This window comes from Ureibacillus endophyticus (assembly GCF_003628435.1).
Classification (GTDB): domain Bacteria; phylum Bacillota; class Bacilli; order Bacillales_A; family Planococcaceae; genus Ureibacillus; species Ureibacillus endophyticus.
On sequence record NZ_RBZN01000019.1, the window covers coordinates 1 to 18,085 of the forward strand.

At 35.3% G+C, this 18,085-nt stretch carries 16 protein-coding genes; 14 read left to right on the forward strand and 2 right to left on the reverse strand.

The window, feature by feature from the left end; genetic code table 11:
* The first annotated feature begins 274 nt into the window (after window positions 1-274).
* The 3 genes from D8M03_RS09170 (at window position 275) to D8M03_RS09180 (ending at window position 3,438) form a co-directional block, all read left to right on the forward strand.
* Complete coding sequence (locus D8M03_RS09170) at window positions 275-1,774, forward strand: Lsa family ABC-F type ribosomal protection protein (protein WP_121214473.1); 1,500 nt, start codon at window positions 275-277, stop codon at window positions 1,772-1,774.
* A gap of 165 nt (window positions 1,775-1,939) precedes the next feature.
* Complete coding sequence (locus D8M03_RS09175; protein WP_121214474.1) at window positions 1,940-2,524, forward strand: LemA family protein; 585 nt, start codon at window positions 1,940-1,942, stop codon at window positions 2,522-2,524.
* Window positions 2,525-2,526: 2 nt separating this feature from the next.
* Window positions 2,527-3,438: a TPM domain-containing protein gene (locus D8M03_RS09180; RefSeq protein ID WP_121214475.1), complete on the forward strand. Its 912-nt coding sequence runs from the start codon at window positions 2,527-2,529 to the stop codon at window positions 3,436-3,438.
* 211 nt (window positions 3,439-3,649) lie between these two features.
* On the opposite strand, the gene D8M03_RS09185 is transcribed toward D8M03_RS09180, so the two are convergent.
* Window positions 3,650-4,339: a response regulator transcription factor gene (locus D8M03_RS09185; RefSeq protein ID WP_121214476.1), complete on the reverse strand. Its 690-nt coding sequence runs from the start codon at window positions 4,337-4,339 to the stop codon at window positions 3,650-3,652.
* Window positions 4,340-4,522: 183 nt separating this feature from the next.
* On the opposite strand from D8M03_RS09185, the gene D8M03_RS09190 reads away from it, so the two are divergent.
* The 8 genes from D8M03_RS09190 to D8M03_RS09225 all read left to right on the forward strand — a co-directional run bounded on the left by D8M03_RS09190 (window position 4,523) and on the right by D8M03_RS09225 (window position 13,558).
* Entirely contained in the window at window positions 4,523-5,611 is a 1,089-nt protein-coding gene (locus D8M03_RS09190; protein ID WP_121214477.1) for an NAD(P)-dependent alcohol dehydrogenase, read from the forward strand.
* Window positions 5,612-5,662: 51 nt separating this feature from the next.
* Window positions 5,663-7,123 (forward strand): aldehyde dehydrogenase family protein, encoded by a 1,461-nt coding sequence (locus D8M03_RS09195; RefSeq protein ID WP_121214522.1) that lies wholly within the window; start codon window positions 5,663-5,665, stop codon window positions 7,121-7,123.
* Window positions 7,124-7,432: 309 nt separating this feature from the next.
* Complete coding sequence (locus tag D8M03_RS09200) at window positions 7,433-8,368, forward strand: nucleoside hydrolase (protein ID WP_121214523.1); 936 nt, start codon at window positions 7,433-7,435, stop codon at window positions 8,366-8,368.
* 160 nt (window positions 8,369-8,528) lie between these two features.
* On the forward strand, window positions 8,529-8,573 hold the full coding sequence (locus tag D8M03_RS18090; protein WP_121214524.1) for an erythromycin resistance leader peptide: 45 nt from the start codon (window positions 8,529-8,531) through the stop codon (window positions 8,571-8,573).
* A 315-nt stretch (window positions 8,574-8,888) separates the two neighbouring features.
* On the forward strand, window positions 8,889-10,343 hold the full coding sequence (locus D8M03_RS09210; RefSeq protein WP_121214478.1) for an Msr family ABC-F type ribosomal protection protein: 1,455 nt from the start codon (window positions 8,889-8,891) through the stop codon (window positions 10,341-10,343).
* 145 nt (window positions 10,344-10,488) lie between these two features.
* Window positions 10,489-11,550 carry a ribosome small subunit-dependent GTPase A gene (gene rsgA, locus D8M03_RS09215; RefSeq protein ID WP_245987526.1) on the forward strand — a complete coding sequence of 354 codons (1,062 nt, stop codon included), beginning with the start codon at window positions 10,489-10,491 and terminating at the stop codon, window positions 11,548-11,550.
* 72 nt (window positions 11,551-11,622) lie between these two features.
* Window positions 11,623-12,369, forward strand: a complete 747-nt coding sequence (locus D8M03_RS09220) for an amidohydrolase family protein (RefSeq protein WP_121214479.1) — start codon at window positions 11,623-11,625, stop codon at window positions 12,367-12,369.
* A gap of 100 nt (window positions 12,370-12,469) precedes the next feature.
* Window positions 12,470-13,558, forward strand: a complete 1,089-nt coding sequence (locus D8M03_RS09225) for a hypothetical protein (protein WP_121214480.1) — start codon at window positions 12,470-12,472, stop codon at window positions 13,556-13,558.
* 28 nt (window positions 13,559-13,586) lie between these two features.
* On the opposite strand, the gene D8M03_RS09230 is transcribed toward D8M03_RS09225, so the two are convergent.
* On the reverse strand, window positions 13,587-14,132 hold the full coding sequence (locus tag D8M03_RS09230; protein ID WP_121214481.1) for an ECF transporter S component: 546 nt from the start codon (window positions 14,130-14,132) through the stop codon (window positions 13,587-13,589).
* A gap of 194 nt (window positions 14,133-14,326) precedes the next feature.
* Between D8M03_RS09230 and D8M03_RS09235 the strand changes: the two genes are divergently transcribed.
* From D8M03_RS09235 to D8M03_RS09245, 3 genes are all read left to right on the forward strand, one after another.
* Window positions 14,327-15,166, forward strand: coding sequence for a pyridoxamine kinase (locus tag D8M03_RS09235; RefSeq protein WP_121214482.1), 840 nt, complete (start codon window positions 14,327-14,329; stop codon window positions 15,164-15,166).
* A 592-nt stretch (window positions 15,167-15,758) separates the two neighbouring features.
* Window positions 15,759-16,940: a CapA family protein gene (locus D8M03_RS09240; RefSeq protein WP_121214483.1), complete on the forward strand. Its 1,182-nt coding sequence runs from the start codon at window positions 15,759-15,761 to the stop codon at window positions 16,938-16,940.
* 183 nt (window positions 16,941-17,123) lie between these two features.
* Window positions 17,124-18,020, forward strand: a complete 897-nt coding sequence (locus D8M03_RS09245) for an alpha/beta hydrolase (RefSeq protein ID WP_121214484.1) — start codon at window positions 17,124-17,126, stop codon at window positions 18,018-18,020.
* The last annotated feature ends 65 nt before the right edge of the window (window positions 18,021-18,085 follow it).

The window sequence follows — 18,085 nt, forward strand, 5'->3', positions numbered from 1 at the left end:
TTTGTGTGTGGTAACCTCAACTAACACCAAAATCCAGGGGGTGGCAAGTTTTTTTGCGTAAAAGACTATAAAACCAACGATTATTAGCGATTTATATATATAAGTTTTGACAATACGATCTATATAAAGGAGATGGAAAAATGGACAGTTTAGATGCTATTAGAACACATGTTTCACTACAAAATAGTCGTTAATTCCATCAAACCTATTCAGTTAAATCATGAATAACAGAATTACCGACTTTGTAGTGATGAATTACAAAGGAGGAATAATGATGGCAATGATACAAGTTCAAGATTTAACTTTTGCTTATCCAAGTAGTTTTGACAATATATTTGAAAAAGTAAGCTTTCAAATTGATACAGATTGGAAATTAGGTTTTATCGGGAGAAATGGACGGGGGAAAACCACATTCTTTAATTTATTATTAGGAAAATATGAATATAGTGGGAAAATCACTTCCTCTGTAGAGTTTAATTATTTTCCGTATCCCGTTTCTGATCCGAATAAATATACCTATGAAATATTAGAAGAGATTTGCCCTCAAGCAGAGGATTGGGAGTTTCTTCGTGAAATTGCCTATTTAAACGTAGATGCAGAAATAATGTACCGACCGTTTCATTTACTATCAAATGGTGAACAAACAAAAGTATTGCTTGCTGCACTATTTTTGAATGAAGGGCAATTTTTATTAATCGATGAGCCTACGAATCATCTTGATATCGAAGGACGTAAGATTGTCTCGAATTATCTTCAAAAGAAAAAAGGATTTATCTTAATTTCTCACGACCGAAATTTTTTAGACGGGTGTGTAGACCATATTCTATCGATTAATCGTGCAAATATCGAAGTACAAAGTGGGAACTATTCATCTTGGAAATTAAATTTCGATCGACAGCAGGAATATGAAGTGGCCAAGAATGAACGTCTACAAAAGGACATTGGTCGATTAAAACAAGCTGCAAAACGTTCAGAAGGTTGGTCTCATAAAGTCGAGTCCTCAAAAAATGGGACAAAAATTGCTGGTTTGAAACCGGATAAAGGTTACGTAGGACATAAAGCAGCAAAGATGATGAAAAGAGCTAAGACCCTTGAATCGAGACAACAAAAAGCACTAGAGGAAAAGTCGAAGTTGCTTAAAAATGTAGAAAAGACGGAGCCTTTAAAATTAAGACCTATAATATATCATTCGAATGACTTAGTTACGTTGACTGATGTGTCTATTCAGTACGATGGGCAAATAGTCAATCAACCAATAAGCTTTAAAATTGAACAAGGGGACCGAATTGTTTTGAATGGAAAGAATGGTAGCGGAAAGAGTAGCATTTTAAAGCTCATTTTAGGAAATGCCATTCAGCATACAGGTTCTATGCATGTTAGTTCGGGCTTAATTATTTCCTATGTTCAACAGGATACTTCTCATTTGAAAGGCCAACTTTCAGACTTTATTCAGGACAATGGGATAGATGAAACGTTATTTAAATCTATCTTGCGCAAAATGGATTTTGACCGTATTCAATTTGAGAAAGATATCTCCCATTATTCAGGTGGGCAAAAGAAAAAGCTGTTAATCGCCAAAAGTCTATGTGAACAAGCTCATTTGTATATTTGGGATGAACCGCTTAACTTTATCGATATTTACTCCCGAATTCAAATTGAAGAGCTTATTCAAAAATTTAATCCCACAATGGTGTTTGTGGAGCATGATCAAGCGTTTCAAGAGAAGATTGGTACTAAGATTATTAGCCTGTACCCGGTACACAAACAATTCTGAAAATTTAATACAATTTCCAAAAACCAAGGATGAAATACCATTCTTGGTTTTTATTTTGGGCAGGAGTCCATTGCATGGGAATTCCACTTCAAGAATAAAGTAAAAAAGTGGGAATTACTTACTAAGTTTGTTGTATAATTTAGGAAATAGGAAGGGGTGCAAAAGGTGAAAAATGAAAAGGGGAATGCATTATTAATCTCCGTTATTATTCTAGTTGCAATTGGCATATTCGGTATTTATGTATTTTCAAAATATAATAGTATAGTAACGAGTGAGGAGAATATTAGCAGTAAGTGGTCCCAGGTAGAAAATCAGCTCCAGCGAAGATTTGATTTAATTCCAAATCTAGTGAATACAGCAAAAGGCTATGCCGCACATGAAGAGGAAATTTTCTTAAAATTAGCGGAAGCACGTTCGGAATATGGTTCAGCAAAGTCAATAGAAGATGTAGCCAACGCCAATGATGAACTTTCTCAAGCGTTATCCAATTTATTTGTCGTTGTAGAAAATTACCCGGAGCTAAAATCGAACGAGCAATTTAATATGTTAATGACGGAGCTGGCAGGAACAGAAAATCGTATAGCAGTGGCACGGAAAGATTATAACGAAGCGGTTCAGGAGTATAATTCTACCATTCGAAGATTCCCGGGAAGTATTATTGCTAACATGTTTGATTTTGAATTAAAAACATATTTTGAGGTACAAGAAGGCATCGAGGAAGTACCAACTATTCAATTTGAGGATGAATAACAATGTTAAAAAAATGGATGTTCACATTTGTTTTGCTTCTCGTTTTGCCACTGAGTGTTGTTGCCCAAGACATTCCTGAAAGACCGACAACAGCAGGCTTTGTGTTTGATTATCAAAATGTGATAGATGATGCAGTTGAAGCAGAGATCAATGAAATTGCTAAAAGGCTTCAAGAAGAAGGTAAGATGGAATTAATGATTGTTACTGTCCCAACCATTGGCGAATTAGAACCCTATGAATACGGGATGAAGTTTTTCAGGGAATGGGGCATTGGGGATGCGGAAAAAGATAACGGAATGTTAATTTATATCACGACTGATATGGGGGAAGGCAATAACGTAGTTCGTATTTCAACAGGTTACGGAATGGAAGGTAGTTATCCAGACAGCGAGACACAGCGATTAATCCAAACGTATATGAAAGAGTCTTTGAAGTCCGGTGATTACACATCAGCATTTGCAAATGTCGTAGAAGCCATTCGTGTAAAAGAAGACATTGATTATACGTGGGAAAATGACGGTGCAGTTATTGAGGAGATGAGTGAAAATACAGAGGAAAGTGAAGAAACATTATTTGAAAAAATAACTGGAATTTTCTTTACAATCATCGGTATACTCTTCTTTTTAATTATGGCAGGAGTTGCATTACTCATCGCATATGTTGTTTTAGAGGGTATTTTCAGGAGGCTCCAAGGGTTATTTTATTGGATATTTGAAGCGATTTTTAGAAAGGATATCCGGTCGAAAGGTTATATAAAATATTTAGAAAATAAGAAACAAGAACAGAAGAAAAACAAAGCAAGGAAGGCATCGGGGCTGTATTATGATAATCATTACGATAGCTCTAATTCAAGTGATAGCTATTCATACGGCAGCGGTGACAGTGGAGGCGGCGGTTCAGATGATCGCTTTTAAGTACCCGGTACACAAACAATTCTGAAAATTTAATGCAATTTAGAAAACCAAGGATGCGATGAACATTCTTGGTTTTAATTTGTCGCAATATTACATATTATCCGTCACTTCACTTTTATTATTTTATTACTCACGCATCAAGCATCTCGAAAAACATATAAACTTCACGCAATAATCCAATAAGAAAAATGAGAGAAAAACTCTCTCCAAATTAAACAATTATTCCTAACCGTAACGCTTCAGAAACTGCATGCATACGATTGTGCGCATTTAGTTTTTTAATTGCAGATTTTATGTAATCTTGAATCGTAAATTCACTTATTTGTAGAAAAGAAGCCATTTCCTTGACCGTTTCGCCCCATGAAACATGCTGTAATATTTCGATTTCGCGTTTTGATAGGTTATGAGAATTATCTAGATGACTCAACGTTACTAACGCATTCCCAATCATTTGTCCATATAAAGTTAATTGTTCTAACAATGCATCATTTATATCAACGGAATCATCGATAGTACTCGGACACGCATAACCAATAACATTTCCATGACTCGTTATCGGAACAATAACCACAAAGGAGCGATACATGTCAATCGCGATATATTTTGCAGGGGACTGTTGTATGTATTCTGAGCCAGTTGAATAAATTGCTTCTCGTTTTCGAATGGCTTTGCGCAATAACGGAATATCACGAATATTATCTTGAAAATCTAGGGAACGGGTTCCATGGACACTCACATCAAGAACGCCTTTTACATTGCCGCTCAATATTGAATATTCGTTTATTTGGACGCGTGAAAATGGAAATAGATTAATAAATCCCCTTGCTGCAATTAACACTCTTTCTTCAATATCCGTAGCATTATAAATTTCTCGAATATATTTTGTAAGTTCTTTATCCATATTAACCCATCCTCTCTCTATATAATTGGCCCCTAATAATAGGGGTGCTGCCCAATTTTTAGGGATACAAATTCTCGAATTTTAGGAATATTCAATTAAAATTATATCAACTATCATAAATTTGTAAACGCTTTACTCTATGGCTTAGCTAGTTTCATAGTTATTACACAAAGGGAAGATAATATGAAAATACAAGCATATGTAGCTGATAATGAACAGGTTTCATTAAAAGAAGTACAACTTAAAGAAATCGATGCAGATGAAATCGTAGTAAAAATAGTTGGGACTGGGCTATGCCATACAGATTTGAATGTTCTCCATTCAATTACCCCAACACCGATGCCGATTGTTTTAGGACATGAAGGAGCAGGTGTTGTTGAAAAAGTGGGTAGTGGAGTTACTGAATTTGAAGTAGGGGACCATGTTGTTGTTTCCTTCAATTATTGCGGAAAATGCGTGAATTGTTTACACGGTGTACCTAGTGCATGTGAAAACTTCTTCCAAGATAATTTTGGACTTTCATTGGAAACATCAAATTCAAAAATTGTAGATGGGGAGCAAAAAATAGCCAACCTTTTTGGACAATCATCCCTTGCGACTTACTGTGTAGCAAACGTTCGCAATACAGTAAAAATTGAAGATAAAGAGATTGATTTATCTTTACTAGGCCCTTTAGCGTGTGGTATTCAAACTGGGGCAGGTACGATTTTAAATAAATTGAAACCGATTATACATGAATCGGTAGTTATTTTCGGTTGCGGTTCAGTTGGATTAAGTGCTGTAATGGGGGCAAAACTAGCAAACTGTAAAACAATTATCGCTGTAGATGTAAACGACGAACGATTAGATTTGGCACTTGAACTAGGGGCTACTCATGTGGTAAACGGTCGTTCAGAAGATGCTGTTAAAGCGATTCAGGACATCACTAATGGTGGTGCACACTATGCAATTGAATCATCTGGTGTTTCAGCTGTCGTATTACAAGCAATTCGTGCAGTACGTGCATTAGGCACAATTCCCGTTGTAGGTGCATCAGGAATGTTAGAATTCCACATTCACGATGAGTTAATTCCAATGAATAAAACACTTGTTGGGGTTGTAGAGGGGCAATCCATTCCAAAATTGTTTATTCCTGAACTGATTAAATACTATAAAGAAGGTAATTTCCCGTTTGATAAATTAATCAAAACCTATGAAATGGACAATTTAGATCAAGCAATTCATGATATGGAGTCTGGGAAAACGATAAAACCAGTTATTTTATTTAGCTAATATGATTGAAGGGGATGGGATGAAATGAAAAACACGTTACAAAAAAACAAAGTGGATCAGTTTTTACAATTAAATAAAAGCTTTATTAACGGTCAATGGGTAGAAGGACAAGGAAGTGAAACGGTAACAATTTCAAATCCATTTAACAATGAAACATTAACAGAAGTGAAAATTGCTTCGAAACAGCAAGTGGAAGAAGCATACCAGTTTGCTGAGAAAGCTCATTTAGAATGGGGAAAAAATGCAGAATTAAGAAAAGAAGTGTTCCAAAAAGCTTCTGAGTTCTTTGTTATCCATAAAGAAGAGATTCTACATTTACTAGCTGTGGAAACGGGAAGTGCACCGTTCAAAGCAGAGTTAGAATATAACATTACGTTAGGTGCATTCCAAGCTTATAGCAGTATTATTGACAAAGCATATGAAAAGTGGACTCCAGAGCAAGAATTTATGCCTGGTAAAGCAAATGAAATTCATCGATTACCTTTAGGTGTTATTTCATCAATTGCACCGTTTAATTTCCCTCTATATTTATCACTTAGAGGCATTTTACCAGCACTAGCACTTGGCAATGCTGTTGTTCATAAAGCAGATATTCAAGTGGGTATTGTTTCAGGTTCATTGATTGCTAAGGCTTTTGAAGAAGCAGGAATTCCAGCTGGCGTATTTTCTTCTATTTTAACAACACCACAAGAAATTGGTGATTTAATGTTAGAAGATCCACGAGTGAAGCTAATTGCATTTACAGGTTCAACACCAGTTGGACGCCATATTTCAACTGTTGCAGGGAAGCACTTTAAACGTGTAGCATTAGAACTTGGCGGGAACGCACCATTTGTTGTATTAGAGGATGCAGATGTAGACCAAGCTGTGAATGCTGCAATCTTTGGTAAGTTCCTACATCAAGGGCAAATTTGTATGATCATTAATCGTTTTATCGTACATGAAAAGCATTATGATGAATTCACAACTAAATTTGTGGAGCGTGCGAAAAATTTACCATATGGGGACCCACTAAATCCGAATACTGTTATTGGGCCACTAATCAACCCAATACAATTAGAGAAAGCGATTAACAACGTGGAAAAAGCAAAAAATGCAGGGCTAGACGTTTTACTAGAAGGTAAAGTAGAAGACAACGTAATGACACCATACGTATTTGGAAACGTGGATAACGCAAGTGAGATTGCTCAAACAGAATTATTTGCACCAATCGCATTAGTGGTTAAAGCTGCGAGCGATGAAGAGGCGATTCAATTTGCGAATGATACAGAATTCGGATTAAGTTCTGCTATCTTTACAAGTGATATTGAAAAAGCACGTGAATATGCAGTAGGGCTTGAATTCGGTATGACACACATTAACGACCAAACAGTAAACGATCTACCGAATGCTCCATTTGGTGGCATGCGCAACTCTGGTGTTGGACGTTTCGGAGTGCCATTTGTTATCGATGAGTTTACTCAATTTAAGTGGATTTCAATTCAAGAAGAAAAGCGGGAATACCCGTTCTAATTAATGTACCCGGTACACAAACAATTCTGAAAATTCAATACAATTTAGAAGCCAAGGATGGAAGAAGCATTCTTGGCTTTTTTATCTGAATATTACATATTATCCGACACTAATAATTGAAAAAATTTATTACGAGCCGCTCCAAAATAATAATAGATGCAATAAATTTACGCTCAATGTTAGTAAGTGATTGTTCAAAAATACATCTGATACATATTCACTACAGTTAAGATATTACAATTGATTCATTCAGATTCGAATCTGTCATTATCGTCCATAAGTTTGGAATATGATGGTTTCGGGAGGGTACTGGAAATTACGAAAAAAATCTTGTTATTTTGTGACCCTGGTATTGATGATTCGATTGCCATTATGTACTCCATTTTAGATCCAAATATAGAACTGGTCGGGATAGTGACAAGTTATGGGAATATTACAAGAGATAAATCAACCGCAAATGCTGCATATTTAGTCCACTTAGCTGGAAGAAGCGATATTCCGATTATTCCTGGTGCTACAAAACCTGTACAAGAAGAACATGTTACATTCTATCCAGAAATTCACGGTGAGGATGGATTAGGACCGATTGAAGTTCCACGAGATTTTCGATTTTCTATCTATCCATTTGATACAATCCGATTTATTATTGAAAAATATAAAAACGAACTCATTATTGTGGATACAGGACGTTCAACAAGCTTAGCAACTGCCTTTATTTTATATCCTGATCAAATGAAAATGGTTCAATCCTTTTATGTAATGGGTGGTGCCTTTTTTATGCCAGGAAACATTACGGCATTGGCCGAAGCAAATTTCTACGGCGATCCAGCCTCATCGAACTTAGTTACCCAATTTGCTCATAACTTGACCATCACACCACTAAATGCAACCCAACATGCTATTCTAACTCAAGAATTTGTAAATACCATATCGCAAAATAAAAACAACGTCTATGCTTCATTAATAGAACCAATTTTTAAATATTATCAAGAATTTTATAAAAAAACGAATCCAGGTATTCAAGGCGCACCAATCCACGATTTGCTGACAGTCATGGTGGTGAATAACCCAACACTTGTGGATTACATTCACTATGATGCAAAAGTAATTGAGGGAACGACTGAAGCAAAAGGAATGTCCTATGTTGACTGTCGACCAACAAGTAAAAAAGGGAAAACAAAAATTGCTATCAAACTTCATTACAATGAATTTATTAAAGAATTAAGTAATATTTTGTTAAGATAAGGATTCAATATATTTAGTAACTAATATTTTTTTAAGAAAGGTTTAGCGACAATCAAAAAGGTGCGGTTTTAAAAATAGTTTTCAGACCGCACCTTTCTTGACTTCAAAACACAATAAATCTATAATATTATTAAATTTTTGATTGGAGGGCTATTAAAAAATGACACATGCTATGAGACTTTGTTTCCGTACTTTGAACCAATAATTGAATATGGTCAAAGACTCTGTTATGTCTATACAGAGTAAACGGGATAAGTGTGTCTTTTTTTAATCATCTTCTTTTTAATAGCAATTTTTTAAGGAAGGGGATTTTTCTACCTTTCTTTTTTTATACAAATTGAATCCCATTTACTCTCACATCACAGGCTTATTCGTCTGTGATTTTTTTATTTTTAAGTTACGAAAGGGGATTTTTCTATGTGGATGTTATTCTTCCATTGATTCGATACGAGTTTTAAATAAGCTTGTATCGATCCTAGCTATCGATACGAAATCGTAAAAATTTCGGGAGGTAGCGAAAATGGAACAAATTTGTTTTGAACTAGAACATGTTGAAATGTCTTATTTTGATAAAGAAATTTTAAAAATTGATCGTTTAGCTGTACACCAATTTGATCGAATTGGAATCGTGGGGAAAAATGGAGCTGGGAAAAGTACGCTCTTAAAATTACTAGCAGGTAAAGAACAGCCTACAAAAGGAAAGGTGCATCGTTATAACGAATTCGCCTATTTTGCTCAGCTTGAAGCACCATCTGAAACCGATATCGATCCATCACTCGTTGGAAAATTAAAACTTCCAAAAGATTCACGAGCTTTAAGTGGTGGGGAACAAACACGGAAAAAACTTGCTCAGTTGTTTACCCATTATTATGAGGCATTACTCATTGATGAACCAACCACTCATTTAGACCAAGAGGGGATTGCCTTTTTAGTAGATCAGCTTCGTTATTATTACGGTGCTCTAGTTTTAATTAGTCATGACCGGGAGCTATTAAATGAACTGGTCACAACCATTTGGGAAATTGAAGATGGGGAAGTGAAAGTGTATTCCGGGAACTATAGTGAATACATGACCCAAAAACAGGTACAACGTGAACAGCAGCAGCAAGCCCATGAACAGTATATAAAAGAAAAGAGTCGACTTGAAAAAGCCGTAGAAGAAAAAATGAAAAAAGCTCAAAAAGTTGCCCAAGAAGGGAAGATGTCGAAAAGGGAAGCGAAGGCTAAACCAAATAAATCATTCATGACCAAATCAAAAGGCACAAGCCAAAAAACAATGCAAAAAGCAGCTAAAGCTATCGAAAGTCGAATGGGAAAACTTCAAGAAGTGCAAGCAGTGGTGGAAGAGCGACCGATTATCTTTCACCCATCAAAAACACTTGAATTGCATAATAAGTTCCCAATTATGGCAGATCGATTCACACTTCAAATTGAGAATAAATTACTATTAGATCAAGTGAGCTTTCAATTTCCACTAGGCAAAAAAATTGCCATTACGGGGAACAATGGGAGCGGGAAAAGTACATTATTAACCCATATTGCAGATAAGGACCCGAATTTAATTATTTCTCCAAAAGCAGTAATCGGCTATTTTAAGCAAATGAGTTATCAATTCACAACGGATGAAACAGTGCTTCAATTTGTAAAAAATCGCTCCCAATATGATGAAGGATTTTTACGAACTGTTTTACATTCGATGCAGTTTGTAGGAACCGATTTACAGAAAAGCGTGAAATCATTAAGTGGTGGAGAGGCGATTCGACTGCAATTATGTCACCTATTCTTAGGGGAATATAATATTCTACTATTAGATGAACCAACAAATTTTTTAGATATCTATGCGATTGAAGCACTGGAAAAATTTATACATGCATATAAAGGCACCATTATTTTCGTATCCCATGACCAAATATTTATGAAACGTGTTGCTGATTACATTTATCTTATTGAACAACAACGACTAAAACCATTATGATATAGGTAATGAAATAGAAAGGGTGATGTTTTATGACAAACAACTTTAACACTGAGATTGTAGCAAATGGGGAGGTACGTGCAAACTAAACCCCTGCATACAACCTCCCAAAAGGTCATGATTGAAACCTTAGGAGGAAATAAAGTTGAAAAATCTTGGACTTACTGAAGAAATGCTACAAGAGGCGAAAAAATTTAACAATCTAATAATTGGTCGAGTATCATCACAATCAAAAAACAATTATAAAGTCATTACAGAACTAGGTGAAATCTCAGCACAGATTTCAGGGAAATTTCGCTATAATGTTATTGATTTATCCGATTATCCTGCTGTTGGAGATTTCGTTTTAATCGACAATTCTCAAGGAACAGCCGTTATCCACCACGTATTAACACGAAAAAGTGTTTTTGCTCGTAAAGTAGCAGGATCTAAAACGGATACGCAAATTGTCGCTACAAACATTGATACAATTTTCATTTGCATGTCACTAAACAATGATTTTAATCTTCGGAGACTTGAACGTTATCTATCGATTGCTTGGGATAGTGGTGCAAAGCCGGTCATTGTTTTGACAAAAGCGGATTTATGTAATGATATAGAAGAAAAACTTAATGAAATTTCTTTAATTGCATTCGGTGTAGATGTATTAGTTACTTCCAGTATGTCAGAGGACGGTTTTGATTCACTAAAAAACTATCTTTCACCAGGGCACACAGCAGCATTCATCGGCTCATCAGGTGTTGGCAAATCTACCTTAATCAATCGGTTACTTGGTCAAGAACGTTTAGAAACAAGTAGCATTCGAAATGATGATAAGGGAAGACATACGACAACTCGCCGGGAGCTGTTTATATTGCCAGCGTTAGGCGTAGTAATCGATACTCCAGGGATGCGAGAATTGGGGATAATTAGTGCCGATCTATCTAAATCTTTTGCAGATATTGATGAACTTGCCACTCAATGTAAATTTAATGATTGTACTCATAAAAATGAGCCAAAATGTGCTGTGCAAAATGCCATTACAACTGGTGAATTAACTGTAGAACGGCTAGAAAGCTATTGGAAACTTAAAAAAGAAACAAAATACGATGGCTTAAATTCAAGAATGATTGAAAAAGAAAAGATAAATACAATTTTTCATGAGTTTGGTGGATTGAAAAACGCTCGAAAATTTATGAAAGAGCAAAAAAAGAATAAGGGTAGATAAAAATTAAAAGCTAAGTATGTCACAACATAGTGTCATACTTAGCTTTTATTACAATTGATAGGGGGTAAAGTGATGCAAATTTTTGATGCACATCTTCACATTATTGATTTTAACTTTCCAATCATCGAGAACCAAGGATATATCCCACCACAATATACGATTGAACATTATCAAAACGATACGGCTCAACTAAACATATTAGGTGGTGCAATCGTCTCTGGTTCCTTTCAAGGTTTTGATCAAAATTATTTACTCCATGCACTAAAACAATTAGGGCCAAGCTTTTGTGGGGTAACGCAATTACCTTATACAGTCACTGATGATGAACTATTATCCTTAAATGAACATGGTGTGAAAGCATTACGTTTCAATATTAAAAGAGGCGGTTCTGAAGATATTTCGAAGCTAGATTATTTTGCTAGAAGAGTATATGAATTAGTCGGTTGGCATTGTGAGCTATATATTGATTCAATAGATTTGCCAGAAATTTCACATGTGATTGAATCGCTACCGGCCATCTCTATCGACCATTTAGGGTTATCTCAAGATGGGTTACCGCATCTTTTAAAACTTGTAGAAAAAGGAGTGCGGGTAAAAGCTACTGGTTTCGGTCGAGTCGACTTAACTGTTCCAAAAACACTTAATGCAATCTATGAAATTAACCCAGATGCTTTAATGTTTGGTACCGATTTACCCTCTACAAGAGCTAAAAGACCTTTCGAATTTGGAGATATTGAAATCATTCAGCAAAACTTTGATGAACAAGCATGCGAGAAAATTTTCTATACAAATGCTTTGAATTGGTACTTTAATTGCTAAAGTGACAACATCTAAAAATTTTCATCACCTAGCTAGACCTAGTTTAAAGTACAATTCAAATGAAAGGTCTTTTTTTTCCTAAAATATAGGAGGTGTAAATATGAACCCTCACCAAAAGAAAAAGCCTAAACGAATCTTCCTCAACACAATCATCATTGTAGCAATGATGGCATTATTGTTTGCTATTACTACACTTTTGAAGAATAAGACACAAATTACTCACTTTGATAATCAACAATTCATAGTAGCATTAAAACTAAGGGGAACATTAGAAAATGTTGAAGATATTGAAGATGAATTATTTAAGCAGGGAGTGTATGAGGAAGTCTTCGAAAAAAACATCGCTTTTTATGTTTACGTACAATCTTTAGGCTACAAGATTACAAAATCAGAAATTGAACAATCCTATGAACAAACGATTCAATTTATATATCAAACTAAAGAATCAAAAAAATCCCATAAAGAAATGGTTAAATCTGCTAAACTTTCACTGAAAGAATATGAACGATATCTTTATAAAAATACACCTTATCAGGTAGCCCAGACTAAATTAGAAGAACATTTTATGAAGCAATATCCAAAGATTGATCGCTCCATTGCAAATCAACTCGCAAGAAAACATGCTATACCTTATTTCCGACAGCATTTCGCAAAAGAAATAAAAGCATTTAAAGAAAAACAAAAACTTCCTTTAATAGATTCCAACATAGGTACGGGAACAAAACTATTAGGTCGGATTATCACCATTGAAGATAATATGTTTTTAGTTGAATCAAACCACGAAAATTACTGGGTTCCCCAAGATAACATACCTTCTTTAAATATTGGAGATTTAGTAGAAGTATATTATAAAATGCTTTCGAATGATACATCACCCTATGTTATAGATATATGGGACTTAAAAATAATAGATAAATTTATCTCGGAGAACACTGAAAATGATACGATTCAGCTTATAATACCAGAAGAAAATAAAACGAAAGTGAAACGATTCCTTGGCATGCTTCATTGGGATAAAGCAAATTTCGAAATGTCACGTGCTCCTGATTACGAAATAAAAATTGATAATAGTACGTATCAAATTTGGTCTTACGAAGATGGATTTGTATTACGCTCATCAAGTGGTAAGTATCGTAAATTGAATGAATATTTCACAGAAGAACTATGTGAATACTTAGGATTAAAATAGAGGACTGCCTTCACAGTCCTCTATTACATTACTTGAAATATGGAATTTTCTTTAATACTACACAAACTGGAACGGCAATGATAATCCCTAATACGTTTTGAACAAGATCACCTGGAATTGAAGCAAGTGGAGCAATCCAATTTGAGTAAAGGATACCTTCACCAATGTAATAAACAGCGACCATAAATGGAATTGAAACAATTGTAGCAATTAAGTTTAACCCAATACTGTTACCTTCACGACCCTTTGCATAAGCAATCTTCCCGACGATATAACCTTGAATTCCGCGCGCAACTATCGTAATTGGCGCCCACACTAACCATCCACCAAAAATATCGAACAATCCCATACCAGCAGCACCAGCGATGGCACCTTTTTTAGGACCAAAAAGAATCGATGCAATAAATAGCATAGCTGTTCCTAAATGCACTAAACCACCATTTGCCGTAATCGGTAGTTTAATATTTAAAAACACCGTAGACACGAAAACAAGGGCAATTAACATCGCAGTAATGATTAAATCAAACGTTTGACTACGTGGTTTTGAAATACTTTGTGTTTGTGTATTTTGCATATCTTTGATCTCCTAACTGTTTGAATTTATCGATAACTTTAGCAAAAAACTGATTGTTATAAAAGTGCCAATTTTTTTAAAAACTTAGTGGTCAGTTCTAAAATTTGTTCGTTCACCAAGTTTTTTAACGACACTTCTCATTTCGTCGTTTTATGGTAATATGAACTTTAGCTTTAACGTTTTGGAGGGTAACGATGAAAAAAGTAGCTGTCATACAAGATTTATCATCATTTGGGAAGTGTTCATTAACTGCTGCCATTCCAGTGCTATCAGTAATGGGGGTACAAGCATGTCCTCTACCAACTGCCGTATTTTCTGCACAAACGGGCTATCCAAGCTTTTATTGTGAAGATTTCACATCAAAAATGAACTATTTCACAGAAGAGTGGAGTAAATTAAATATAACCTTTGAAGGTATATACACAGGCTTTGTAACGGGAAAGGAACAAATCGATAATATTTTCCGATTTTTAGAAACATTTCAAACAAAAGAAACTGCGCTCCTAGTCGATCCAGTCATGGGAGATGTGGGGGAAGTATATAAACTTTACGATGACGGATTATTGCATCAGATGAAACAATTGGTGAAATGTGCGGATGTCATTACACCAAATATCACGGAATGCTGTTTATTAACGGGCGTTTCCTATACAAAATTACATAGCTATACAAAAGAACAGGACTTTATGAAAGCCTTAGAAGAAGCCGGTACGATATTACAACAACAAACGAAGGCAAAAGTAATCATTACAGGAATTAATCCACCATCAAAACATTCCCAAATTGGCAATATGTATCTTGATGGAACAAATACTTTCTACTCGCAGAATGAATATAACGGCGAAAACTACTCTGGTACAGGAGATTTATTTGCTTCGGTTATTATGGGTGGCTTGATGCGTGGGGAAAAACTAGAACACTGTGTTCAGCTTGCACAAAACTTTTTAACAGCCGCTATTCAAGATACGTCCAAAGAACAAATCCCAAGAGAAGCTGGGGTCAATTTTGAAAAATTTTTAAAGATGCTAATTTAAAAGGAGAACCCCTAAGCGGATTCTCCCTTTATTTTGTAAATTAACACCTCAATAACGAGCATTCTAATTTTTAAAGTGATCGTTATTTAGCAAACATGAATGAATTATCAACAAAGTTAATCCCTACAAGACTCGAGCCATTTTTTGAGGTGTAAAAGTACACAATTTCTTCTCATGGAGATGTAACAAATCTCCGAGGAATAGACAACCCAACTTTTCCATAAATATAGTGTAAAAACTAGAGCTATTTGACGTATTGCATCCCCAATCATAAGGAACTCCAATTATTACCTTCTACACTGAGTACAACCTCATGAAACCATTATTCCTTTTTCGAGACCAACAAATAAGACATTCCTTGTTAAGCCATTTTCACAGCAAACCTCACATTTATCCTCACCAACCTTCTAATTTTTGTCTACTTTTTATATTTGTCCAATAGAAATGATATTCGCTAATATTGTCAGAATATGGTTTTAGCGACAAGTAAAAGGGTATTACCAGATTATATAGTATATTTCGAAGTGGATAATTGTAAAAAAGTGTAAATTTAAGTTTGTTCTTGGTATATAATGGAATTTGTTAGAGGAGGTTGAGGAACATATTAAAGAAACTTTTTCTCTTAGTAGCAATTATTTTGACAACAGGTTGTTCTACTACTGAAACTAAAGTCATAACTGAATATCCCACTTTAAAAGAAGAAGCGCCACAACCTGAGCCACCAAAACCAGAACCAAAAAAACCGGAACATTATTCTGTATCCATTTCTGCAATTGGCGATATTTTAATTCATTCCTCTGTCTATAAGGATGCAGCCATTGGAAATAACCGATATGATTTTTCAAAAATGTTTAATCATGTAAAACCATATTTAGAAAATACTGACCTCACTTTTGCGAACAGTGAAAGTATTGTAGGGGGGCAGGGAATAGGCTTATCTGATTATCCAGCCTTTAATAGTCCTTTCGAAGTCGGAAATGTCTTAAAAGATATAGGAGTCGATGTGGTTAGTATGGCAAATAACCATACGCTCGATCGTGGGGAAAAGGCAATTATAAGTGCAACGAAACATTGGAATAATCTCGGTATCACTTATGTAGGAGCAGCAACAAGTCAAGAAGAAGCCGAGGAAATAAAAATACTAACAGCAAACGGAATTTCCTTTGCATTTTTAGCCTATACGTACGGTACGAATGGAATCGTCCCACCAGAAGGAAAAGACTACTTAGTTAATTATATAGACGAAGAAAAATTAATCACTGACATTCAAAGTGCAAAAAAACTTGCAGATGTAGTCATTCTAAGCCTCCACATTGGAAATGAATACGAACGAAAAATAAACGCCTATCAAGAAAAAATTGCTCAGTTAGCTTCTGATAATGGTGCAGATATTATTTTTGCCCATCATCCCCATGTTTTACAACCGGTGAAGTGGTATGAAGGGATGAATGGAAACAAAACTTTTGTCATCCACTCATTGGGCAATTTTTTATCGGGACAGGATAAACTGTATCGCCAAATTGGTGCTGTCTTACAGTTAGAGGTGAGTAAAACGATTACCTATGATATTGAAGGTAATGCAACCTCATCAATTGAGGTCACAAACCCAAGCCTTCTTCCGACTTATGTAAAGTTTAGCAATTGGAGAAATTACGAAATCATCCCGCTAAAACAAGTATCGAAAGAAGTATTACCGAATCAAGAACATTTATACGAAGAAATTAAATCGTATATGTCACAATACGTTCCTGAGTTAATGTTCATTGAAGATTAATGAGAATGCCAAAAGCCAAGTTTTTAGGAAATTCACCTCTAAACTTGGTTTTTTTATTTTGTCATAGAGATGTCATCAATGGACAACCTAAATTTCAAGAATATTTTATCTATCGGAGGTATGTCTCAATCATCAAAACAGAACTATATTTAACTTCAATTGAATAACGAAAGGAGAGATGTTATGCCCTTACACCATTATATTGAGCAATATTTTCAAAATAATCCACAAGCCCGACAATTAGGTGTTCCAGTTGAAAATCCTCCAATAGATAAACGTCCAAAAGTGTTGAATATAGAGGAATTAGAGGTTGATTTAAAGACCCATAAAATCCACATTCGCATTTATACTCCTGAGGAAAAACCCCCGTATCCACTTTATATTTATTTTCATGGTGGGGAATATATGCAAGGTAACCTCGAAACTGATGATGTTTCCTGTCGACTAATTTCTTCACTATCAGGAGTAAAAGTAATTGCCGTTGATTATCGACTGGCTTCAACACAACCTGCACCAGCTGCATTTCATGATTGTTACAACGTTACCAAATGGGTAGTAGAACATGCCAAGCAATTGGATGGTGATCTAAAAAAAATCATGATAGGTGGTGCAAGTGGTGGGGGAAATCTTGCTACAGTCGTTGTATTAAAATCAATTGTAACAGGGGATTTCCGTTTAGCAAAACAAGTGTTACATTATCCAGCAATTGACTTGCATGATGACAAAATTAAAGGTAGTGAATATCAATCCCGAATGCTATACAACGCACGATATGGTCTAGACATCGCTAAAGGACATGACTCACTAAAACATGAGGATCCGGATAGCCTTCTTTTTCTTTCGCCAATCCATGCTGATACAACATTATTAGCACAAATGCCCCAAACATTAATTTTCACAGCAGAATACGACCCACTTTGTGATGAGGGGGAAATATATGCTGAAAAATTAAAAGAGGCAGGAGTAGATGTAAAACTTGTCCGATTTGACGGTGATATCCACGGATTTATGCAACGATTCCCAGGATCTCCTGACTATATGCGTGGATACGATATTACTTCTGAATTTTTAATTGGTTAATCCATGGGTGTCCAAAAGTACTCTTTGGACACCTTTTTTCCTATATAGCTGTCAAAGGTCTTGTC

Coding starts and splice junctions, on each gene's coding strand:
- D8M03_RS09170 (WP_121214473.1), top strand. CDS start 275: ATGGCAATGATACAAGTTCAAGATTTAACTTTTGCTTATCCAAGTAGT.
- D8M03_RS09180 (WP_121214475.1), top strand. CDS start 2,527: ATGTTAAAAAAATGGATGTTCACATTTGTTTTGCTTCTCGTTTTGCCA.
- D8M03_RS09185 (WP_121214476.1), bottom strand. CDS start 4,339: ATGGATAAAGAACTTACAAAATATATTCGAGAAATTTATAATGCTACG.
- D8M03_RS09190 (WP_121214477.1), top strand. CDS start 4,523: ATGAAAATACAAGCATATGTAGCTGATAATGAACAGGTTTCATTAAAA.
- D8M03_RS09210 (WP_121214478.1), top strand. CDS start 8,889: ATGGAACAAATTTGTTTTGAACTAGAACATGTTGAAATGTCTTATTTT.
- D8M03_RS09220 (WP_121214479.1), top strand. CDS start 11,623: ATGCAAATTTTTGATGCACATCTTCACATTATTGATTTTAACTTTCCA.
- D8M03_RS09225 (WP_121214480.1), top strand. CDS start 12,470: ATGAACCCTCACCAAAAGAAAAAGCCTAAACGAATCTTCCTCAACACA.
- D8M03_RS09230 (WP_121214481.1), bottom strand. CDS start 14,132: ATGCAAAATACACAAACACAAAGTATTTCAAAACCACGTAGTCAAACG.
- D8M03_RS09235 (WP_121214482.1), top strand. CDS start 14,327: ATGAAAAAAGTAGCTGTCATACAAGATTTATCATCATTTGGGAAGTGT.
- D8M03_RS09245 (WP_121214484.1), top strand. CDS start 17,124: ATGCCCTTACACCATTATATTGAGCAATATTTTCAAAATAATCCACAA.